The sequence below is a fragment of the Rhodanobacter sp. FW106-HT46G03 genome, assembly GCF_058789895.1.
Genome location: NZ_JBYTCC010000001.1, coordinates 2882878 through 2903304 on the forward strand (window position 1 = coordinate 2882878; position 20427 = coordinate 2903304).

18 protein-coding genes are annotated in these 20427 nt (G+C 68.4%); 11 read left to right on the forward strand and 7 right to left on the reverse strand.

The genetic code is table 11. The features are described 5' to 3' along the window. Positions 1–26 precede the first annotated feature (26 nt). Both AC3WP6_RS12930 and AC3WP6_RS12935 read left to right on the forward strand, forming a co-directional pair. Entirely contained in the window at positions 27–2534 is a 2508-nt protein-coding gene (locus AC3WP6_RS12930; RefSeq protein ID WP_492628103.1) for a glycoside hydrolase family 3 protein, read from the forward strand. A gap of 293 nt (positions 2535–2827) precedes the next feature. After that, positions 2828–5239: a TonB-dependent receptor gene (locus AC3WP6_RS12935; protein ID WP_492628104.1), complete on the forward strand. Its 2412-nt coding sequence runs from the start codon at positions 2828–2830 to the stop codon at positions 5237–5239. A 181-nt stretch (positions 5240–5420) separates the two neighbouring features. On the opposite strand, the gene AC3WP6_RS12940 is transcribed toward AC3WP6_RS12935, so the two are convergent. The 4 genes from AC3WP6_RS12940 to secB form a co-directional block, all read right to left on the reverse strand. Next, positions 5421–5831 carry a hemerythrin domain-containing protein gene (locus tag AC3WP6_RS12940; RefSeq protein WP_492628105.1) on the reverse strand — a complete coding sequence of 137 codons (411 nt, stop codon included), beginning with the start codon at positions 5829–5831 and terminating at the stop codon, positions 5421–5423. A 72-nt stretch (positions 5832–5903) separates the two neighbouring features. Next, complete coding sequence (locus AC3WP6_RS12945) at positions 5904–8903, reverse strand: DEAD/DEAH box helicase (protein WP_492628106.1); 3000 nt, start codon at positions 8901–8903, stop codon at positions 5904–5906. Positions 8904–9111: 208 nt separating this feature from the next. Then, complete coding sequence (locus AC3WP6_RS12950; protein ID WP_492628107.1) at positions 9112–10140, reverse strand: NAD(P)H-dependent glycerol-3-phosphate dehydrogenase; 1029 nt, start codon at positions 10138–10140, stop codon at positions 9112–9114. Between the two features lie 9 nt (positions 10141–10149). Then, positions 10150–10662 carry a protein-export chaperone SecB gene (gene secB / locus AC3WP6_RS12955; protein ID WP_492628108.1) on the reverse strand — a complete coding sequence of 171 codons (513 nt, stop codon included), beginning with the start codon at positions 10660–10662 and terminating at the stop codon, positions 10150–10152. A 292-nt stretch (positions 10663–10954) separates the two neighbouring features. On the opposite strand from secB, the gene rpmB reads away from it, so the two are divergent. From rpmB to AC3WP6_RS12970, 3 genes are all read left to right on the forward strand, one after another. Further along, entirely contained in the window at positions 10955–11191 is a 237-nt protein-coding gene (rpmB, locus tag AC3WP6_RS12960) for a 50S ribosomal protein L28 (protein WP_492628109.1), read from the forward strand. Between the two features lie 10 nt (positions 11192–11201). Continuing rightward, positions 11202–11369 carry a 50S ribosomal protein L33 gene (rpmG, locus tag AC3WP6_RS12965; protein WP_492628110.1) on the forward strand — a complete coding sequence of 56 codons (168 nt, stop codon included), beginning with the start codon at positions 11202–11204 and terminating at the stop codon, positions 11367–11369. A gap of 138 nt (positions 11370–11507) precedes the next feature. Then, positions 11508–12029, forward strand: a complete 522-nt coding sequence (locus tag AC3WP6_RS12970; protein WP_492628111.1) for a DUF3016 domain-containing protein — start codon at positions 11508–11510, stop codon at positions 12027–12029. A 164-nt stretch (positions 12030–12193) separates the two neighbouring features. Here AC3WP6_RS12970 and AC3WP6_RS12975 read toward each other — a convergent pair whose 3' ends face one another. Continuing rightward, positions 12194–13387, reverse strand: coding sequence for a DesA family fatty acid desaturase (locus AC3WP6_RS12975; RefSeq protein ID WP_492628112.1), 1194 nt, complete (start codon positions 13385–13387; stop codon positions 12194–12196). A 148-nt stretch (positions 13388–13535) separates the two neighbouring features. Between AC3WP6_RS12975 and AC3WP6_RS12980 the strand changes: the two genes are divergently transcribed. The 6 genes from AC3WP6_RS12980 (at position 13536) to AC3WP6_RS13005 (ending at position 18289) form a co-directional block, all read left to right on the forward strand. Beyond that, entirely contained in the window at positions 13536–14291 is a 756-nt protein-coding gene (locus tag AC3WP6_RS12980; RefSeq protein WP_492628113.1) for an ABC transporter ATP-binding protein, read from the forward strand. After that, a complete protein-coding gene (locus AC3WP6_RS12985) occupies positions 14288–15043 on the forward strand; it encodes an ABC transporter permease (RefSeq protein WP_492628114.1) in 756 nt (251 codons plus the stop codon). Before AC3WP6_RS12980 ends, AC3WP6_RS12985 begins: the two co-directional genes overlap by 4 nt. Further along, positions 15043–16392: a GldG family protein gene (locus AC3WP6_RS12990; protein WP_492628115.1), complete on the forward strand. Its 1350-nt coding sequence runs from the start codon at positions 15043–15045 to the stop codon at positions 16390–16392. Before AC3WP6_RS12985 ends, AC3WP6_RS12990 begins: the two co-directional genes overlap by 1 nt. Continuing rightward, on the forward strand, positions 16371–16874 hold the full coding sequence (locus AC3WP6_RS12995; protein WP_492628116.1) for a hypothetical protein: 504 nt from the start codon (positions 16371–16373) through the stop codon (positions 16872–16874). Before AC3WP6_RS12990 ends, AC3WP6_RS12995 begins: the two co-directional genes overlap by 22 nt. Next, complete coding sequence (mutM, locus tag AC3WP6_RS13000) at positions 16874–17701, forward strand: bifunctional DNA-formamidopyrimidine glycosylase/DNA-(apurinic or apyrimidinic site) lyase (protein ID WP_492628117.1); 828 nt, start codon at positions 16874–16876, stop codon at positions 17699–17701. The genes AC3WP6_RS12995 and mutM overlap by 1 nt, the downstream gene beginning before the upstream one ends. 150 nt (positions 17702–17851) lie before the next feature. Beyond that, a complete protein-coding gene (locus tag AC3WP6_RS13005; RefSeq protein ID WP_492628118.1) occupies positions 17852–18289 on the forward strand; it encodes a hypothetical protein in 438 nt (145 codons plus the stop codon). Between the two features lie 51 nt (positions 18290–18340). Here AC3WP6_RS13005 and AC3WP6_RS13010 read toward each other — a convergent pair whose 3' ends face one another. Together AC3WP6_RS13010 and AC3WP6_RS13015 are read right to left on the reverse strand one after the other, a co-directional pair. After that, positions 18341–19624, reverse strand: coding sequence for a sensor histidine kinase (locus AC3WP6_RS13010; RefSeq protein ID WP_492628119.1), 1284 nt, complete (start codon positions 19622–19624; stop codon positions 18341–18343). Then, a complete protein-coding gene (locus AC3WP6_RS13015; RefSeq protein WP_492628120.1) occupies positions 19608–20294 on the reverse strand; it encodes a response regulator transcription factor in 687 nt (228 codons plus the stop codon). Before AC3WP6_RS13015 ends, AC3WP6_RS13010 begins: the two co-directional genes overlap by 17 nt. Between the last annotated feature and the right edge of the window lie 133 nt (positions 20295–20427).

A 20427-nucleotide genomic window follows, 5' to 3' on the forward strand; every position in this document is an offset into this window, starting at 1 on the left:
GATCGGCTGGTCAAAGGAATACGCGAATGCCCATCGCACGCACATCCCGGCTTCCGGCTGCCTTGGCCCTCGCCGTCTTCATCGCGTTCGCCCCGGCGAGCTTTGCAGCGGATCACGCCGCTACCACCGCGCACCCGCAAGCATGGCCGCGCGCTACTTGGCCGCTGCCGCCAGACCCTGCCCTGGAACGGCGCGTCGCCGCGCTGATAGCGAAGATGACGGTGGCCGACAAGGTGGGCCAGTTGATCCAGGCCGACATCGGCAGCGTCACCCCGGAGGACGTGCGCAAGTACCGGCTCGGCTCAGTGCTAGCCGGTGGCAATTCCAAGCCGCAGGGCGGCCGTTTCGCCACCGCGGCACAGTGGAAGTCGCTGGCCGACGCGTTCCAGCGCGCCGCAACGGATACTTCCAGCGGCGGCGTGGCGATCCCGCTGCTGCTGGGCATCGATGCGGTCCACGGTGACAACGGCACGATCGGCGCCACGCTGTTTCCGCAAAACTCGGCATTAGGCAACGCGCACGACCCCGCGCTGATACGCGCGATCGGCGCGGCCACCGCCGCCGAGGTGCGCGCCACCGGCTTCAACTGGACCTTCGCGCCCACCCTGGCCGTACCGCAGGACCCGCGTTGGGGCCGCGCCTACGAAGGCTATTCACAGGACCCAGGCGTAGTCGCCGCCTACGCCGCAGCCATGGTCGAGGGTCTGCAGGGCAAACCCGGCAGCCCCGGTTTCCTCGATGCCTCGCACGTCATCGCCACCGCCAAGCACTACCTGGCCGACGGCGGCACCAAGGACGGCAAGGATCAAGGTGATGCGCAGATCAGCGAGCGAGCGCTGATCGACGTGCACGCCGTCGGCTACCCACTCGCCATCGACGCCGGCGTGCAGAGCGTGATGGCCTCATTCTCCAGTTGGAACGGCGTGAAGATCCTTGCCGACCATGGCCTGCTCACTGACGTGCTCAAGCAGCGCATGGATTTCCAGGGCTTCGTGGTCGGCGACTGGAACGCGCAGGGCCAGGTGCCAGGTTGCACCAACGAAGATTGCCCGGCCGCGTTCAACAATGGTGCCGACATGCTGATGGCGCCCGACAGTTGGCGCGGCCTGTACCGCAATACGCTGGCCGAAGTGAAGGCAGGGGTAATCCCGATGGCGCGGCTCGACGATGCCGTCGCACGCATCCTGCGGGTGAAGTTCCGCCTCGGCCTGTTCGACGCGCCGCTGCCCTCGCAGGAGCCGCTGGCGCGCGACGCTAGCCACGTGCTGGGCAGCCCGGCGCACCGCGCGCTGGCGCGGCGCGCGGTGCGCGAGTCGCTGGTGCTGCTGAAGAACGACGGCCACCTGCTGCCGCTCGACCCGCGCCAACGCATCCTGGTGGCCGGCGAAGGCGCCGATGACATCTCGCGGCAGAACGGCGGCTGGACGCTCACCTGGCAGGGTACCGGGCTCACCAACGCCGATTTCCCCGGCGCGCAGTCGATCGGCGCCGGCATCGCGCAGCAGGTGAAGACCGCCGGTGGGCAGGCGGAGATCGCTCCCGCCGGCCACTACACGCGCAAGCCCGACGTGGCCATCGTGGTGTTCGGCGAAACACCCTATGCCGAGTTCCAGGGCGACCGCGCCAACCTGCTGTTCCACCCCGGTGACGACCACGACCTCGACCTAATCCGCCGCCTGCGCGGCCAGGGCATTCCCGTGGTGGCGGTGTTCCTCAGCGGGCGCCCGCTGTGGGTGAGCCGCGAGATCAACGTCGCCAATGCTTTCGTGGCCGCGTGGCTGCCAGGCAGTGAGGGCGGCGGCGTGGCCGATGTGCTGCTGCGCGAGCCAAATGGCCAAGTGGATTTCGATTTCCACGGCAAGCTGGCCTTCGCCTGGCCCTCCACCGCCATGCCCGGCCACAGCGCACCCGCGTTTCCGCTGGGCTACGGCCTTACCTATGCCGACCACGTGACGGTGCCTGCACTGTCCGAAAATTCCGGCGTCAGCGGCGCTACCGTGCGCGTGGACGACTATCTGGAAAAGGGCGCCGCCGTCGCCGGCTATACGCTCAACCTCACCGGCGTCGATGGCCGCCGCAGCAAGGTCCTCGCCACCCCGGCCGCCAGTGCAGACGGCAGCCTGCGCCTCACCGCGCTGGACTACCGCGCGCAGGAAGACGCGCGCCGCCTCGACTGGTCCGGCGGCCCGGCCGCCCTGAGCATCGATGCCGACCATCCGCTCGATCTCGACCGCCAGGCCAACGGCGACGTGATGTTGGTGACCACCTTGCGCCTCGCCGCGCCGTCCCCCGCGCCGGCCTGGATCGGCATGGGTTGCGGCCACGACTGCCGTGGCCGCGTGGCGCTGAAACCGCTCGCGCCGGCGCACTGGCTGCGTGTGGGCGTACCGCTGAAATGCCTGCAGGCGGCCGGCGCCAACATGCGCCACATCGTGCAGCCGCTCGTGCTCGAGGCCAGCCGCGGCACGCAGTTGGCGGTATCCAGCGCCACGCTGGGCACCAACGCCGATCAGGTGGTGGGTTGCGCGAAATGAGCACGTGACACCGGAGACCACCTGGCAGCGGTTGATGGCCAGCCACCCGCGGCGCGGGCCCGGCCGGTCGGCCGGGGAACCACGCCATATGTGGGACACGCTTCCACACATACCCAAAAATCATTTATCGCCACCCACGACCGGATGCGCCCGCACCCGGAATGGAGTTAGAGTTTTACGACAGCGCTGTCGTACATAGACAGGATTACGCTGTCAATTGGGGAACAGTCGCTACGCCACCGGCACCGCCGGCATCACCCGTCAGCCACAACAAAACGAAGAGGGGATACCACATGAAAACGCGTTACTCGGCGCTGTATGCCGCCATGTCGCTCGCACTCGCGCCCTGCCTGGCGCAGGCAGCGCCGCAGGATGCGACGCCGCCATCCCATGCTCCGGCCGAAAAGGTCAAGCAGCTCGATACGGTCACGGTTTCCGCCGTCAAGCACGAGACTCCGCTGCAGAAGACCCCGGTCGCCGTCAGCGTCATTGCCGCCGACACCATCGAACAGCAGCGCGTGATGACGGTGCAGGACTTGGCGCCGCTGGTGCCCAGCCTGCAGGCCACTTCCGAAGGCGACCACGGCGTGGTCACCCTGACCATGCGCGGCATCGGCAACGACAGCGCCAAAACGGAGTACGCCGACCCCGAGGTGGCGGTGTTCGTCGACGGCGTCTACGACCCGCGCGCCGAAGCCGCGGCCGGCCTGCTGCTGGACATCGACAACGTACAGGTGATGCGCGGCCCGCAGGGCACCCTGTGGGGGCGCAACTCCACCGCCGGCGCGATCAGCTTCGAGACCATCAAGCCCGACATCGACGGCGATTTCTCCGGCAACGCGCAGATCGAGGCCGGCAACTACCACCAGATGGGCACCCGCGCGGCGGTGAACCTGCCGATCAGCAGCACGTTCGCGATGCGCGTGGCCGTGGCGCACGAGCAACACGACGGCTACGTCGACTACCAGAACCCCGCCGGCCAGTTGCCCAGCGTGGCACAGCAGCAGGCCACCTACCTCGCCACCGGCGGCGACCCGGCGAAGTTCATCCCGATCGACCCGAACCAGTACGCGCACAACGGCGCCAAGTACAACGCGCAGGACCAGACCGCGGCCCGCGTGAGCGCGCTGTGGAGACCCAGCGACGCGTTCCAGTGGAACCTCTCCTACGAGTACTTCATCGACCGCGGCACACCCGACATGAACCTGATGCAGACGCCGCGGCCCGGGCAGTCGTTCTGGTCGGCGCTGATCGACACGCCGCCCTACCTGCACCGCAATTCCGGCACCTGGCGCAGCCGCATGACCTGGGACATCAGCGACTCGGTCGAGGCGACCTACGTTGCCGGCTACAACCAGTTCTTCGGCGCCAGCGAATTCGACCAGGACGCCGGTGTCGGCGTGCCCACCAGCTTCACCACCGGCGCCACCTACCAGAACGACCGCACCAATTACTCCAACTACAAGAGCTACAGCCACGAGATCAACCTGAAGTCCCGCGGCTCGCAGGTTATCGACTGGGTCGTGGGCGCCTACTACAGCCATGAGAACAATGACATCCGCTTCGACATCCCGCAGATGCATGGCACCCAGCACGGTAGCGTGAGCTGGCAGGGGTCATTCATCCAGCCCAAGGAGCTGGTGAACTCGAGCGCCGTGTTCGGCCAGGCCACCTGGAACGTGTCCGATATCTGGCACCTGACCGGCGGCGTGCGCTGGTCCAACGACGAGAAGCGCAACATCGACGGCCGCGGTTGGGGCTGGGCCTACAACCCCGACCTGTCGCAGTTGCCGATCGCGCCCAGCACGATTCCCGGCCCCGCGACCAACTTTGCCATCTCCACTATCAACGATGCCAAGTACAAGCACGGCCAGCTGACCTGGCTGGGCCGCGTCGCCGCTGATCTCGGCAAGAACGCCATGATCTACGCCAGCGTCTCCACCGGCTACAAATCCGGCGGCACCCAGGATGCCGGTTCGCTGTACAAGCCCGAGAAGCTGACCAACTACGAGATCGGCGCCAAGCTCACCTTCCTCGACGGCCACCTGACCTGGAACAACGCGGCGTACTACGAGAACTTCAAGGACTTCCAGCTCGCCGCGCCGGTCACCTTCCCGAACGGCAACCTCGGCCTGGCGTTCTCGAACGTGGGCGGCAGCACCAAGGTGGCCGGCTTCGAGTCGGAGCTGGCGCTGCTCGAGCCCGACGACCGCGCCAACCTGACGTTGTCGTACATCCCCAAGAAGACGCTCGGCACGCTGATCTACGCGGGCAGCAACGACTACCAGGGGTTGCCGGCCTGCCCACCGGCCTCGGGCATCGCCAGTTGCATGGACATCACCAGCAACGACCTTGCCCATGCGCCGACGCTCGCGGTGTCCGCCCTCTACGAGCATGATTTCCACCTGCCCAACGGCGGTCGCCTGACCCCGCGCTTCAGCGGCCAGTACCAGACCGCACAATGGCTCAGCCCGTTCAACCTCGGCGACGGCGACAAGCAGAAGGCGTACTTTCGCGGCGACATCGCGCTGCGCTACACCGAGCCGCAGGGCCGCTGGTGGGTCAGCGTGTACGCGCAGAACTTCAACGATGCCCGGGTGCGCACCAACGCGATGCGCTTCGTGATGCCCGACGGCAGCCTGCAGTACGTTTCCCAGTACCTGGCACCACGCACCTACGGCGCCAGCGTGGGCATGTCGTTCTGAATCGATGCGCCGGCCACCGGCCGGCGCATCGCCACCTTGGCCGTGTCGTCAAGGTGCCGTCGCCGTTTCCGACGCACTCCTCCCCCGACACGGCAAATTGCGCCGGACCCGCAAGGGCCCGGCGCCTCTTTTTGCCCCGCGCGCACCGGTCGCCCGGGCGAGGTCCCGGGCGGCGGCGCGCCTACAGCTCGGCGACGGCCGGAAAGAACTCGGCGTTTTCGCGCTGCAGCCGCTCGTGCAGAGCTTTCAGCACCACCTTGGCATCGCGCCGGAACCCTTCCGGATCCACTTCGGTGCGTGACGCCACCCGCCAATGCTCGACAAACGCGGTGAACGATTCGCTCAGCGCCATCAGCTCGGACTGGTAGTGCGCGGCAAGCGACGCCATGCCCGGCTTGGCGACGCGGCTCAGTTCCGGATACAGCACCTGATCCTCCAGCGCGAGGTGCAGCTTGATCTGCCCGGCGATGGCGGTGAGGTGCTCGGCGATCTCGTGGGTATGCACGGCAATGCCGCCCTGGCTGAGCCGGCGCATCGTCGCGATCTGCTGCGCGATGTGCTGACGATCCTGCAGGTAACGCTCGACATGCATGGTGGCACCTCGTGTGCGTACGGAACATCCCTGCGCTTTGTCGGCCCGCGCGCCGCCGGATTGAGGCCGTGCTCAGTCGGGCGCCAGCAGCATGTCCAGATCGCCTTGGTCGAACGCCAGCCGCGTGCGGCTGCCGCCGCCGTCGAGCACGGCCTGCGCGAGTTCGGCCTTGCGCGCCTTCATCTCCTCGATGCGCTCCTCGACGGTGCCGCTGGTGATGAGGCGGAAAACGAATACCGGCTTGTCCTGGCCGATGCGGTGGGCGCGGTCGCTGGCCTGCGCCTCGGCGGCGGGGTTCCACCAGGGGTCGTAGTGGATGACGGTGTCGGCGGCGGTGAGGTTCAAGCCCACGCCGCCTGCCTTGAGCGACAGCAGAAACAAGGGCACCTCGCCGTGCTGGAACGCTTCCACCGGCGCGGCACGGTCGCGGGTTTCGCCGGTCAAGGTGACGTAGCGGATGCGGCGGCGGTCGAGCTCGCTGGCGATCAACCGCAACATGCTGGTGAACTGCGAGAACAGCAGCACCTTGCGGCCTTCGTCCAGCAGCGGCGGCAGCATTTCCATCAACAGGTCGAACTTGGCGGAGTTCTGCACGCCGCGCGCGGTTTCCAATTTCACCAGCCGCGGGTCGCAGCACACCTGGCGCAATTTGAGCAACGCATCGAGCACGACGATGCCGGAGTGCGCGATGCCGCGCTGCGCGATCACCTCGCGCAGCTCCTCGGCGAGCGACAGGCGCAGGCCGTCATACAGCTCGCGCTGGCGGCCTTCGAGCATGACGCGGCGGGTGATCTCGGTCTTCGGCGGCAGCTCGGTGGCCACCTGCCCCTTGGTGCGGCGCAGGATGAAGGGCGCGAGCCGGTGGTTGAGGCGCTGCTGGCATTCCTCGTCGTGCGCCCGCTCGATCGGGATGCGGTAGAAGCGCCGGAATGCGTGCTCGTCGCCAAGCAGGCCGGGTACCGCCAGGTCGATCTGCGACCACAGCTCGCCCAGGTGGTTTTCCAGCGGCGTGCCGGTCAGGCACACGAAACGGCGGGTGCGCAGCGTGAGCAGCGCGCGGCGCGCCTGCGTGCGCGGGTTCTTGACCTGCTGCGCCTCGTCCAGCGCGATCAGCGCAAACGCCTGCCGGCGCAGCGGCACGACATCGCGCGGCAACAAGGCGTAGCTGGTCAGCACGATGTCCTGCGCGCCGAGCTGGGCGAACGCCTCGGCGCGCTGCGGACCATGCAGGGTGAGCACGCGCAGCGCCGGGGCAAAGCGCGCCACTTCGGCCTGCCAGTTCGGGATGAGGCTGGTCGGCACCACGATCAGCGCCGGGGTTTCCAGCGCACCGGCCTGCTTCAGCGCCAGCAGATGGGTGATGAGCTGCAGCGTCTTGCCCAACCCCATGTCGTCGGCCAGCACGCCGCCGACGCCGGCTTCGGCCAGGGCGTTGAGCCAGCGCAGGCCTTCGCGCTGGTAGGGCCGCAGTTCGGCGACGAGTCCGGTCGGGATCGCGTCGCTGGCGCGCGCGGCGGCATCGCGCAGGCGCGCGGTGAAGCCGCGCAGGTTTTCCGGCGCTTCCAGCGTGCCGTCGGTGGGCAGCACGGCGGCCAGCTCGTCCAGCCGGCCGGCCTGCACGCGCGGCAGGTGCAACTGTTTGCGCGGCTTTTCCAGGTATTCAGCCAGCGGCGCCAGCAGGCCGCGCAGCTCCTTGAGCCGCACCGGCACCCGGCGACGCTCGTCCACCGGCGCGTACCACACGGCATCGTCCGGCTCGTTCGGCACCGGCGTCAGGTGCAGCTGGCGCTCGGCCAGCGCCTGCGCCACCGCGGGCAACAGATTGCAGCGCTTGCCGTCGAGCTCGATGCCAATCTCGAGATCGAACGCGTGGTCGTCGGTGTCTTCCTGCGCCCTGCCGTACCAGCGCACCGGGCCTTCGAGCACCTCGAACGGAAAGCTCGGCGCGTAGTCGAGCGTGAAGCCTTCGGTTTCGAGCCGCGGCCGCAGCGCGAGCCAACGTGCCGGCGTATTCACTTCGAGCGCACCGGCGTGGCCGGTGCCCGGGAACAGCCAGGCGTCGTCGGGCAAGGTGTCGGCGATGTCCCAGGGCAGGCCTTCGGTATCCACCACCGGGGTCAGGCCGATGCGTTCGAGCTGCTCCATGGTGGCCAGCTCTTCGGCACGGCGGCGGGCGATTTCCACCAGTTGCCCGCCACGCACGCGACGCACCAGCGGATCGCCGCCGCGGCTGGGCAGGCGCTCGCCGCCGTAGTCGAACGCCAGACGCGCCCATGCCAGCGGCGCCGCGCCGCCGGCCAGCCGCGCGTGCCGGGTCAGCGCCTGCAGCGTGAGGATGGGCTTGGGCGCGAGGTCGGCACGCTGCAAATGCGCGAAGACTTGCGGCGACGGCACCCGCGCCGCAACCGGGCCACCGGCGATCGCGGCGGCAAACGCCGCGCTGTCTTCATGCCGCAGCGGCGGCAGGTCGAGCCACGCAGTTTCCGCCGGCGCGGCGTCAAGGTGGCCGAGCGTAGCGTGCTCGGCGTCGAGAAACCACAGGCTGTCGATGCGCAGCAGGCGCTGGTTGTGCGGCAGTTGCGGCACCAGGCGCTGGCTGCCGTCGGCTTCCAGTTGCCAGTCCCAGGCGAGCGGGATGGCCTTGCCGCGCGACAGGCGCAGGCCGGCAAGGCCGCCGAGGAAACACGGCGCGGTATCCAGCAGTTCCGTCAGCAGGCTGCCGCCGAGCCGACCGGCAAGACGCGCGTAACTGCGGCCCTTGCGCTGGCTCTGCGGCAGGCCCAGCACGCTGGCGGCAAGCCGCTGCTCATGTGGCGGCAACGGCGAAGAGGCGAGCGTGTGGCTGTCCAGCGGCACCGGATGCACGTGGTGCCCGTGCTCGGCCACGTCGAGCACCATCGGCGCGACATCCAGGTGCGCCCACGCGGCACCGTCCTCGGGCAGGACTTCAAAGAAGAAACCGAGCACGACCGGCGCGGCCGCAAGTGGCGGCACCGATGGCGTCAGCACGCGCTGCCAGCCTGCCGGCAGGCGCACATCGCAGGCGTGCTGTTTGTCCTCCGGCTGCGACATCCGCAAGCGCCTCGTGACGACGACCAAAAGCCCGAGCTTAGCAGGCTTGATGTCCTGTCCGCGCACGCAGCGATCCGCCGAACGCCGGCCCGTACGGCTGCCGCCACGCCGGTGTCAGTGGGTATCCCAGTGCGCCATCGACGCGCGCGTCCCGCCGGACCGGAGCCGCGCTGGATGCCAAGTTCGGCGGATTGGCGCCTGCGACAGCTCAGCTGTTGCCGAACAAGCCGTGCGGATACTCGGGTTTGCGCTCGCGCGCCATCAGCGCCTTGAGCCCTTCGGCGGGCGTCACTTCGCCATGCAGCACGGCGCGCACACCGGCGCTGATCGGCAGGTCGAGGCCGCCGTGCTTGGCCGCGAGCCGTGCCACCTCGTCGGCCGCCAGCACGCTTTCCACCACCTGGCCGATCTCGCGGACCGCGTCGTCGATCGCCACGCCGCGGCCGAGCGCCAGGCCGAGCCGGCGGTTGCGCGACAGGTCGCCGGTGCAGGTAAGCACCAGATCGCCCAGACCGGACAGCCCGATCAGGGTTTCCGGCTTGGCGCCGATCGCCATGCCCAGCCGCAGCATTTCGTTCATGCCGCGGGTGATGAGCCCGGCGCGCGCATTCAGGCCCAGCTGCATGCCGTCGGCAATGCCGGTGGCCACGGCCAGCACATTCTTCATCGCGCCGCCCAGCTCGGCGCCCAGCATGTCGCCGCCGGTATAGGCGCGCAGGTTGGGGGCATGCAAGAGGCCGGCGAGGCGTTGCGCGCAGGCGGCGTCCTCCGAATGCACGGTAACCGCGCTCGGCAGTCCGGCCGCCACTTCGCGCGCAAACGACGGCCCGGTGATGACCGCCGCCGGATGCTCAGGCAGGCGCTCTGCGACCAGCTCGTGCAAAAACCGCCCGGTGCCGGGCTCGAAGCCCTTGGTCGCCCACGCCAGCGTCGCGTGGTCGGCCAGGAGCGGCGCCACCTCATCGAGCATCGCCGCAAACGCGTGGCTGGGCACCACCAGCAACACGATGTCGGCGCCCTGCACGGCGGCAGCCAGATCGGCCTGATACACCAGCGTGTCCGGCAACTCGATGCCTGGCAGGTAGCGGGCATTGCAGCGGCTGGCCGCCATCGCGGCGAGGGCTGCCGGGTCGCGTCCCCACAATGTGGTAGCGACGCCGTTGCGCGCCGTGAGCGCCGCCAGCGCGGTGCCCCAGGAACCGGCACCCAGCACCGCAAGGCGGATTGGTTCGGCCATGCGACCGACTCAGCTGTTGAGCGTGGCCGGCGCGTCGCCGCCGCTGGTCATGCGCCGCAGCTGTTCGGCATACAGCGCATCGAAGTTGATCGGCTGCAGCAGGAACGGTGGGAAACCGCCCTCCAGCACCATCGAGGAGATGATCTGGCGCGCATACGGGAACAACAGGTTCGGGCAGTAGCTGCCGATCACGCCGGCGCGATCCTCGTTGCTGAACCCGGCAATGCCGAACAGGCCGGCCTGCTCCACCTCGGCAAGATAAGCCGTGTGTTCGCCCAGCGTGCAGGTGAGCGTGACGCTGAGCACCACCTCGTAGAGGTCGTTGCCCAGGTCCATTGCCTTGTGCCCGAGGTTCAACTGCACCTGTGGCGCCGGCTGGCTGCCCTCGCCGCTGAATTCCTGGAAAATTTTCGGCGCGCCCGGCACCTCGAAGGAGACGTCCTTCACGTAGATCTTCTGCAGGACGAGCTGCGGCGCGGTGCCCTGCGCGCTGGCCTGGCCGTTGGTGGCGACTTCTGCCATGGGTATGCCTCGGTTGGGAATGGCGTCAAAAGAGCCTGATTGTTTCATACCTGCCGGCACGCTGCACCCCGCACGCGCTTGCGACCGGTCGCACGGGATTGCGCCAACGCCTGTTTTCAGTAGACAATACACAGCTCTTCGACATCGACCCGGGCCTTCCGGGGCTTCCGCCACGCGGTGCGGAATTGCGACGGCGATCCGTTTCACCCCTCCAGCATCGCGTGGCGCATGGCGCCGCTGGGCCGATGTCGCCCTGGCCAACGGGCGGTCAACGAATACTACGGAGCTCATCATGGCCCGCATTTGCCAAGTCACCGGAAAGGGTGTGCAGACCGGCAACAACGTCTCGCACGCCAACAACCGTACCCGTCGCCGCTGGTTGCCCAACCTGCACGAGCGTCGCTTCTGGGTGCCCAGCGAAAAGCGCTGGATCAAGCTGCGCGTTTCCAACCACGCGCTGCGCACCATCGACAAGAAGGGCATCGAGGCCGTGGTAGCCGAGCTGCGTGCCCGCGGCGAGAAGATCTGAGGAGACCATCATGGCCAAGAGTTCCAGTGACAAGATTCGCCTGATTTCCTCGGCCGGCACCGGCCACTTCTACACCACCAAGAAGAACAAGAAGAACACGCCGGAAAAGTTCGAGTTCAAGAAATACGATCCGGTCGTGCGCAAGCACGTGATCTACAAGGAAGGCAAGATCAAGTAAGACCCGACGCTTGGGCGCAAGCCGAAAGCGTTGTCGAAAAACCCGCCCGCGTGGCGGGTTTTTCGTGTCCGTGCACCGAAGCCGCACACCGGCGTTATGGTGTTTGTATCGGGCATCGAGGCCCGGTCGGAGGTCGTCATGCTCTCTCGCATCCTCGCGTACGCACTCCTGGCCACGGGCGCCCTGCTGGCTGCGCCGGTGCACGCTGCCGAGACCCCCGCCGGCAACATCACCGTCACCTACGAACATCCGGACCAGTTCACCGAGGCGCGCAAGCTGCGCGCGTTGGCGCCCAGCCGGCTGGACGATGGCTATCTGGCAACACTCAAGACGTTCATCGAAACCCGCGCCGGCAGGATGCTGCCGCCGGGCGACCACCTTGCCATCACGGTGACCGACATCGACCGCGCCGGCAGTTTCGAGCCGTGGCTGGGGCCGCGCCTGCAGGATGTGCGCATCATCAAGGACATCTACCCGCCGCGGATCGACCTGCACTTTCGGCTGACCAATGGTGAAGGCAAGCTCGTGCGCGAAGGCACCCGCAAGCTGCGCGACCCCGGCTTCATGTACGACACCGCCACGCGCTTCGGCAGCGGCAACCTGCGCTACGAAAAGGCCCTGCTCGACCGCTGGCTCGCGAAGGGGCCGGACAAGCTCTAGGCGTGGCGACCTTTTGAGGAATGGGATGCGGGATATTGGGATTCGGGATTCGGCACAGCTGCTTGCGGCAAGTACCGGTGGTTCCGTGGGGTGGGCTTCGGCCAGACTCACAAAAAAGCGCCCGCCAATTGGCGGGCGCTTTCGTTGCTACATAGCGCGTGGAATCAGGCGCCGGCTGCCGCGTAACCCTTGAGCCGTTCGGCAAACTCCTGCAGCGCGCGGATGCCGCTTTCCTCGGCTTCGCGAATCCACTGTTGCAGGCCTTTCAATGCCTGGTCGGCGCCGCGCTGGTCGAGCAGCGCCGCGAGCCGGCTGCGGAATTCGCACACCACCTTGAGCTGCGGACGCTTGGACAGCACGGCCTGCAGCTTGCCGTTGCCTTCGGCATCCAGCCAGCGGCCGCCGTTGGCGAGCGCGCGGCGCAGGCGGCGCGGCACCGCCTTGAGGTTGTTGCCGGCACGCTGCGCTTCGCTGTGCAACGTCGGCACGATGACCTGGCGGTAGAAATCGGTCATCGCCTCGATGCGATGGGTCAACACGGCTTTCAGCGTTTCCGTGTCGGGCAAGGCCACGTTCGGGCGCACATTGAGCGTGGGTGCCACGCGCAGCACTTTGGCCAGACCGACCGCGCGCAACGCGCAGATCGCCGACCAGCCGATGTCGAACTCCCACTTGCGCAGCGCGAACTTGGCCGAGCTGGGAAACGCGTGGTGGTTGTTGTGCAGCTCTTCGCCGCCGATCCAGAAACCCCACGGAATGAGGTTGCGCGAGGTGTCGGTGGTCTCGAAGTTGCGATAGCCGGCCCAGTGGCCAACGCCGTTGACGAAACCGGCGGCCCAGAACGGGATCCAGATCATCTGCACCGCCCACACCGCGCCGCCGATCACGCCGAACAGGGCGAGGTCGATCACCAGCATCAACGCCGGGCCGAAATACGGGTGCCCGCCGTACACCTTGTGCTCGACCCAGTCGTCCGGCGTGCCGCGGCCGTACTTTTCCATGTCGGCCTTGATGTGGCAGGCGTCGCGGTAGAGCGACACGCCATCCCAGAACACCTTGTTGATGCCGTACACGACCGGGCTGTGCGGATCTTCCGGGGTCTCGACCTTGGCGTGGTGCTTGCGGTGCACAGCCACCCATTCGCGGGTGACCATGCCGGTAGTGATCCACCCCCAGAAGCGGAAGAAATGCGCCAGCGCCGGGTGGAAATCCACGCCGCGGTGGGTCTGGCTGCGGTGCAGGTACAGCGTCACGGTGAAGATCGTGAGCTGGGTGACCACCAGGAGATACACAAGAATGCCGGCCCAACCCCAGTGGGTAAGGCCGCCGGACAGGAAGTTCAGCACGCTATCGAACATCGACGAAGTACTCGGGCAAATGCACGGGGAGTTTAGGCGGGAAACGCCATACCATCCAGCATGTTAAAGGGTCACGGTTCCCACTTTCGTTAAAGCGGCGGTGCTTACGGCGGTTGTGCGCAACGGCGCACCCACGGACAATCGCCGCATGACCGTTGCCGCGGCAAACCCTGTCCTTCAGCTTGACCACGTTGGCCGCCGCCGCGCCGGGCGCATGGTGGTCGACGAGGTAACCCTCGAACTCGGCGCCGGGCAGGTGCTCGGCCTCCTGGGCGTGAATGGTGCCGGCAAGTCGACCACGCTGGCGATGATCGTCGGCGCCCTGCAGCCGGATATGGGTACGATCCGCATCGGCGGCAAGGACCTGACGGAGGAACCGATCGCCACGCGCCAGCTCGTCGGCTGGCTGCCCGAGCGCGCGCCGGTGTGGCCGGAGCTGACCGTGGCGGAGCATCTCGCCACCCATGGCCGTCTGCGCGGTTTGCGCGGCACGGCATTGCGCGCCGCGGGCGATGCCGCGCTGGCACAGGCCGGCATGACCGAGCTGCGCCAGCGGCTGGCCGGCGCGTTGTCGCAAGGGCAGCGCCAGCGCCTTTGCCTGGCCTGCGCGCTGCTGCATCGCCCGGCCCTGCTGGTGCTGGACGAGCCGGCGAACGGGCTCGATCCGGTACATGCCGCCGCGCTCAAGCAGACTATCCGCACGCTGGCGCAGGGCGGCACGGCCGTCATCCTGTCCACCCATCTGCTGGCCGAAGCCACCGCCGTGTGCGATCACGTGGCAATCCTGCATGAGGGTCGCCTGCGCCACGTCGGCGCCATTGCGGCCGGCGACCAGGCCGCGCTGGAACGCACGTTCTTCGAGATCGCCATGCACGGCGCCAACCCGGCGGCACGCGCCGCATGAACTTCATCGCGATGTTGCGGCTGGAACTCCTGCGCCTGCGCGTGCGCCCGTTCGGCTGGGTGCTGCTCGCGCTCGGCATCGGCTGGCTGGGGTGGAATTTCACCTTGATGGTGGGCTCGTTCCTCGCCAGCCAGGTGCAGCGCGCAGGGCTGCCGGACAGCCCCGGCTACGTCGATCTGGTCGCCGTGCCGCTGCTGGGGGCGCTGGCGCAGCTCGCGTTCCTGGTGGTGCCGCTGCTGGGCATGTCCACGCTGGCCGGCGAACGCCGCAACGGCACGCTGGCCGTGCTGCTTGCCAGCGGCGTGCCGGCGTCGCGCATCGTGCTGGGCAAGTACGCGGCACTGGTGCTCTGGCTGTTGGTCTGGCTCGCGCTGACGCTGGCGATGCCGCTGTCGCTCGCGCATGCAACGTCGCCCGATTGGGGCAAGCTCGCGGCGGCCACGCTGGGGTTGTTCCTGATGCTGGCGAGCCTCTCCGCCATCGCGGTCGCCGCCTCGGCGTTCACCAGCCACCCGGCGCTGGCGGCGGTGGTCGGCCTGCTGGTCGGGCTCGGCCTGTGGACGCTCAATCTCGGCGCGCAGCGCGCCGGCATCGATGACGGCGCGATCAACGCCATCGCCATGAGCACGCACGTGCAAAACCTCCTGCGCGGACTGGTTTCCAGCACGGATCTGCTGTGGTTCGTGCTGGTCATCGCAGCGTGCCTTGCGCTGGCGACGCGGCGCATCGCCACCGACCGGGAGCGCGGCTGATGCGCTGGGCACGCCGTTTCGACCGTGCCCTGTTCGCCCTGCTGCTGCTCGCCGGCGCGGGCGCGCTGGGCTACCTCGGCAGCCGCCACGTGTGGATGGCCGACTGGACGGCCAATGGCCGCGTCAGCCTGTCGCCGCAGAGCCGCGCGATCCTGAAGCGCCTCGCCGGGCCGGTGGAAGCGGTGAGCTATGCCAGCCCGCGCGGCGACCTGCGCGCCAGCATCGCGGCCTTCCTGTCACGCTACACGCAAGCCAAGCCGGATTTCACCCTGCGCTTCGTCGACCCGCAGCAGGACCCGGCGCAGATGCGTGAACTCGGCATCGGCGTCGATGGCGAGGTGATCCTCCATTGGCACGGCCGCCAGCAACGGCTCACCGAACTTTCCGAACGCGACGTCACCAATGCGCTGGAACGGCTCGTGCGCGGCAATGACCGCATCGTCGCCTTCGTCACCGGCGATGGCGAGCGCTTGCCGTCGGGCGACGGCAAGGCCGACCTCGGCATGCTGCTGGCGCCGCTCGCGCAAAGCGGCCTGCGCGCGGTGCCGCTGAGCTTTGCCCAGGTGCCGTCGGTGCCACAGGGCACCGATCTCGTGGTGCTCGCCAGCCCCACCGTGGCTCTGCCCGCCGGCGCCGTCGACGCGCTGGTCGCCTACGTGAAAGATGGCGGCAACCTCCTGTGGCTGCGCGACCCGGCGAACGGCGAGCTCGGCCTCGCGCCGCTTGCGAAGGCACTCGACGTGCAGGTGCTGCCCGGCGTGCTGGTGGACGGCGCCGGCGCCGCGCTCGGCCTGCACGACCCGCGCGTGCTGGTGCAGGCGCAATACCCGCCGAACCCGATCACGCTGGGGTTCCAGCTCGCCACGCGTTTCCCGCAGGTGGCCGCGCTGGCGCGCACCGGCGGCGACTGGACGGTGACGCCGTTGTTGCGTTCCAGCGCGCAAAGCTGGACGGCCTTCCACCCGATCGACAACGCGCACCCGTCCGCCATCCGCTATGACGCCGCGGCCGGCGAGCTGCGCGGTCCGCTCGATTTCGGCTTGGCCCTCGCACGCCTGTCGCCCAGCCCGGACAAGCGCGAGCAGCGCGTGGTGGTGATCGGCGACGGCGACTTCCTCTCCAACGCCTACCTCGGCGAAGGCGGCAACCGCGAATTGGGCGAGCGTGTCGTCAACTGGCTGCTGGGCGACGACGCGCTGGTGAACGTGCCCCATCGCGGCGTGCCCGACCGCGTACTCGCCATCGACCAGCGCACGCTCAACGCGGTGTCGATCGGTTTCCTTGCCGGCCTGCCTGCGCTGCTGCTGGCGGTCGGCGGGTGGATCGCATGGCGGCGCCGGCGGCGATGAAACGCGCGGCACGCACACGCCTCGTGATGCTGGCCGCCGTCGCGACCCTGGTCGCGCTTGCCACCTGGCAGTGGCGGCACGACGCCGCGCGCGCACCAGGCACCTTGCTTGCGCTCAACCCCACTTCGGTCACCCGAGTCGCGCTCACGTTGGGAACCGCCGTGCCGCGGCAGTGGACGCAGCGGGACGGCCACTGGTACACCAACAACGGCCAGCGTGCCGACGATCGCTACGTGAATGGCCTCGTCGCCACGGCCGCCGCGCCGGTACTCGAATGGCGCGCACTGGCGGATTTCGCCCCGGCAAAGATCGGCCTCGCACCAGCGCAGTCCGTACTCACCCTGGACGGCCACGTGCTGCGCTTCGGCGCCATGTCGGCCACCGGCCCGCAATGCTACGTGCAGGTCGGCAACCGCGTCGCACTGGTCTCCCTGCGCTACCAGCCGCGTCCACCCGCGCCCAAGCACGTCGAGCTGCACTGATGCCCGAGCTGCCCGAAGTCGAAACCGCCCGGCGCGGGCTCGAGCCACATCTCGTCGGCCGCCGCGTCACCGCCGTCGTGCTGCGCCGGCGCAACCTGCGCTGGCCGATTCCGCGTGAAGTGGAAACCCTGCTGCCCGGCCAGCGCATCGACGCGGTCGAGCGCCGCGCGAAATACCTCCTGCTGCACACGCCCGTCGGCAGCGCGCTGCTGCACCTGGGCATGAGCGGCATGTTGCGCATCCTGCCGCCGGACACGCCGATCGGCCCGCACGACCACGTGGATATCGCACTTGCGCGCGGCGCCCACGAGGGCCCGCGCGTGCTGCGCTTCACCGACCCGCGCCGCTTCGGCTGCCTGCTCTGGCAGCCACCCGGCAGCGGGCATCCCCTGCTCGCTCACCTCGGCCCCGAACCGCTCACCGATGCGTTCGACGGCGACCTCTTGTGGCGCGCCTCGCGCGGCCACACCGCCGCGGTCAAAAGCTTTTTGATGGACAACGCGGTCGTGGTCGGCGTGGGCAACATCTACGCCGGCGAGTCCCTGTTCGCCGCCGGCATCGACCCACGCCGCGCCGCCGGCCGCGTTTCCCGCGAGCGTTACGCGGTACTCGCCCGCGAAGTCAAGCGCATCCTTGCCTACGCGATCGAACGCGGGGGCACCACCTTGCGCGATTTCCTCCGCCCCGATGGTGGGCCGGGTTATTTTTTCCGCGAGCTGATGGTCTACGGCCGCACCGGCGAACCATGCAAGGTATGCGGCACGCCGATCCGCCACACCGTCACCGGCCAGCGCTCCACGTTCTGGTGCCCACACTGCCAGCGCTGAAAGTCGCCCATATAGGTCGGGCTTCAGCCCGACGGCGACCGCGCCAAAAGCCTCGTCGGGATGCATCCCGCCCCACGGGCCTTGCGCACAAGGCCTCGGTCCGGCCACGGCGTAGCGCCCGTACAATGCACACTTCTCGAAGGACTTCCCATGCGCCTCATCCTGTTTCGCCTGATCGCCATCCTGGAGATTGCCGGCGGTTTTTACGGCTTTGTGCGCCGGCTGCAGCAATTGCTGGCGTCGGGTTTTGCGCACGGGTCGATCACGGCGGTGCTGGCGCTGGCGGCGTATGCGTTCGTGCTGGTGGCGGGCGTGCTGCTGCTGGAAAACAGCGAGCGTGGTATCCGTTTTTCGCGCTGGGCGCAGCTGCTGCAGCTGCCGCTCATCGCCACGCCGCTGCTGAGCTACGCGGTGCACTGCGGCGGCTACGTCAACGTGTATGCGCTGCTGCGGCTGCCGTTGGCGCCGGGCATCGACTGGCACTTTGGCAGTGAGGGGTTCGTGCTGGCGGTCGGTGGGCCGGCGGCGGCGCGGCTGGGCCTCAACCTGCTGGCGCTGCTGTCGTGGCTGGTGCTGAAACTGCGGTAGGCGACGACTGCGGAACCACCCGGCGCGCCGGGCAACCACCGCCGCGAACGATCACGCAAACACGATGCTGGCGATGGCGCCGTTGGTGCCTGCGCGCGGACGCATCGACACGTGCCAGCCATAGAGGTCGCACAGCCGGCGCACGATGGCGAGACCCAGGCCCGCGCCGCTGCCGCCGGCCCCTTCGCCGCGCACGCCGCGCTGGAACAGGCGTTCGGCATCCTCCGGCTTGATGCCGGGGCCGGTGTCGACCACTTCGACCCGGTCGGCGCTCACCTCCACCCGCACGCTGCCTTCGAGCGTGTACTTGATGGCGTTGCCGATGAGGTTGGTCAGCGCCACCGACAGCACCGAAGCCGGAGCGTTGATGCTGAGCGGCACCGTGGCCTCCAGCTCGATCACCAGCGGCTTGCCGCGCACCTGCGGGCGCTGGCTTTCGATCACGTCGGCGGCCACCTTGGCCACCTCGGTGGTTTCGCCGCGCGTCGGTCCGCGGCGCTCGGCGCGCGACAGCAGCAGCAGCGCCTCGATCAGCTCGGTCGCCTGGCGCGAGGCGCGCTCGATGCGCTTCAGGCGCTCAGCCAGTTTCGGCGTGAGATCGGGCGAACCCTGCAACAGCTCGGTGGTGCTGGCGATGACGGCGAGCGGCGTGCGCAACTCGTGGCTCACGTCGGAGTTGAACTCGCGGTCGTGCTCGACCATCGCGGTGAGCCGCACCGAGTATTCGTCCAGCGCATGCGCCAGCTCGCCGACCTCGTCGTCGGCAAAGTTCTGCGCCAGCGGCTCGGCCTTGCCGGCCTTGCGGAAATCGCGGATGCGCTGCGCCAGGAGCGTCACCGGCTTCAGCACCTTGCGCGACAACCACAGGCCGATCGCCAGCGAGAGCAGGCTGAACAGCAACACCGAAAACACCAGCGAGGTGATGAGCTGGCGCTTGCCGAGATCCTCGCGGCTGATGTCGTAGCGCACGAAGCCGATGATGCCGTCCTGGCGCCGCACCGCCAGCTTGTAGTGGCGCGCCCGCCCATTGGCATCGACGTCGTGCATGTCGTACACGCCGGTGGCGAGATCCTGCCAGGCAAGCGGCGCCTTGTAGATCGTGCGGTCGCTCCACATCCAGGCGTCGATCAGCTCCGAGGTGGCGGGCTGGCCGGGGTGGTGGATGACCTTGTTGACCGCCTGATCCACGTCGTGCTGGAGGGCGGTGACCACCAGCTGGTTCTCGACCTTGGCGCGCACGTACAACGACGCAGCGGCAAACAGCACGCTGAGGCCGAGGCCGAACAGCGCGAACGAGAGGACCAGGCGGAACCGCAGCTTACGCCTGGACTGCATCCGGCTCGACCATGCGGTAACCGATGCCATGCCGGGTGTGGATCAGCGGCTGGTCGAACGGCTTGTCGATCGCCGCGCGCAGGCCGTGGATATGCACGCGCAGCGAATCGGAATCGGGCAGCTCCTCGCCCCACACTTTCTGTTCCAGATCCTGTCGGGTCACCACCGACGGGCTGGCTTCCATCAGCGCCTGCAAAAGTTTCAGGCCGATCGGGTTGAGCTGGATCGCCTTGCCGGCGCGGTTCACCGTGAGCGTGTCGAGGTTGAACGTGAGGTCGGCCACCTTGAGCACCCGGCTTTGCGGGCCCTTGCCGCGACGCGCCAGCACTTCGAGCCGGGCGCACAGCTCGGCCAGCGCGAACGGCTTGGTCATGTAGTCGTCGGCGCCGGATTCGAAGCCGGTGAGTTTCTGCTCCAGCGCATCGCGCGCGGTGAGCATCAGGATCGGCGTCTGCTTGTGCGCCTCGTGGCGCAGTTTTTTTGCCACCTCGATGCCGTCCAGGCCGGGCAGGGTGAGGTCGAGCACGATCACGTCGAAATCGTTCACCACCGCGAGGTGCAGCCCGGTGACGCCGTCGCCGGCGAAATCCACCACGCTGCCACGGTCTTCAAGATAGTCGCCAATGTTGGTGGCGATATCGCTGTTGTCTTCAATCACCAGTACGCGCATGGCACCGCTCCGCGCCACCGCCGGCGAAGGGCCGGCAACCTTGCCAAGCTTAACATTTGCCGCGCCTGCGACCGGCCGCAAGAAAAAACCCGGATGCCACGGACACTTGCCGTGGCATCCGGGTTTGAGTTGG

Coding starts and splice junctions, on each gene's coding strand:
- AC3WP6_RS12980 (WP_492628113.1), top strand. CDS start 13,536: ATGACCGTTGCCGCGGCAAACCCTGTCCTTCAGCTTGACCACGTTGGC.
- AC3WP6_RS12990 (WP_492628115.1), top strand. CDS start 15,043: ATGCGCTGGGCACGCCGTTTCGACCGTGCCCTGTTCGCCCTGCTGCTG.
- AC3WP6_RS12945 (WP_492628106.1), bottom strand. CDS start 8,903: ATGTCGCAGCCGGAGGACAAACAGCACGCCTGCGATGTGCGCCTGCCG.
- rpmG (WP_492628110.1), top strand. CDS start 11,202: ATGGCCAAGAGTTCCAGTGACAAGATTCGCCTGATTTCCTCGGCCGGC.
- AC3WP6_RS12935 (WP_492628104.1), top strand. CDS start 2,828: ATGAAAACGCGTTACTCGGCGCTGTATGCCGCCATGTCGCTCGCACTC.
- AC3WP6_RS12940 (WP_492628105.1), bottom strand. CDS start 5,831: ATGCATGTCGAGCGTTACCTGCAGGATCGTCAGCACATCGCGCAGCAG.
- rpmB (WP_492628109.1), top strand. CDS start 10,955: ATGGCCCGCATTTGCCAAGTCACCGGAAAGGGTGTGCAGACCGGCAAC.
- AC3WP6_RS13005 (WP_492628118.1), top strand. CDS start 17,852: ATGCGCCTCATCCTGTTTCGCCTGATCGCCATCCTGGAGATTGCCGGC.
- AC3WP6_RS12950 (WP_492628107.1), bottom strand. CDS start 10,140: ATGGCCGAACCAATCCGCCTTGCGGTGCTGGGTGCCGGTTCCTGGGGC.
- AC3WP6_RS12970 (WP_492628111.1), top strand. CDS start 11,508: ATGCTCTCTCGCATCCTCGCGTACGCACTCCTGGCCACGGGCGCCCTG.
- secB (WP_492628108.1), bottom strand. CDS start 10,662: ATGGCAGAAGTCGCCACCAACGGCCAGGCCAGCGCGCAGGGCACCGCG.
- AC3WP6_RS12995 (WP_492628116.1), top strand. CDS start 16,371: ATGGCGGCGCCGGCGGCGATGAAACGCGCGGCACGCACACGCCTCGTG.
- mutM (WP_492628117.1), top strand. CDS start 16,874: ATGCCCGAGCTGCCCGAAGTCGAAACCGCCCGGCGCGGGCTCGAGCCA.
- AC3WP6_RS12930 (WP_492628103.1), top strand. CDS start 27: ATGCCCATCGCACGCACATCCCGGCTTCCGGCTGCCTTGGCCCTCGCC.
- AC3WP6_RS12975 (WP_492628112.1), bottom strand. CDS start 13,387: ATGTTCGATAGCGTGCTGAACTTCCTGTCCGGCGGCCTTACCCACTGG.
- AC3WP6_RS13015 (WP_492628120.1), bottom strand. CDS start 20,294: ATGCGCGTACTGGTGATTGAAGACAACAGCGATATCGCCACCAACATT.
- AC3WP6_RS13010 (WP_492628119.1), bottom strand. CDS start 19,624: ATGCAGTCCAGGCGTAAGCTGCGGTTCCGCCTGGTCCTCTCGTTCGCG.
- AC3WP6_RS12985 (WP_492628114.1), top strand. CDS start 14,288: ATGAACTTCATCGCGATGTTGCGGCTGGAACTCCTGCGCCTGCGCGTG.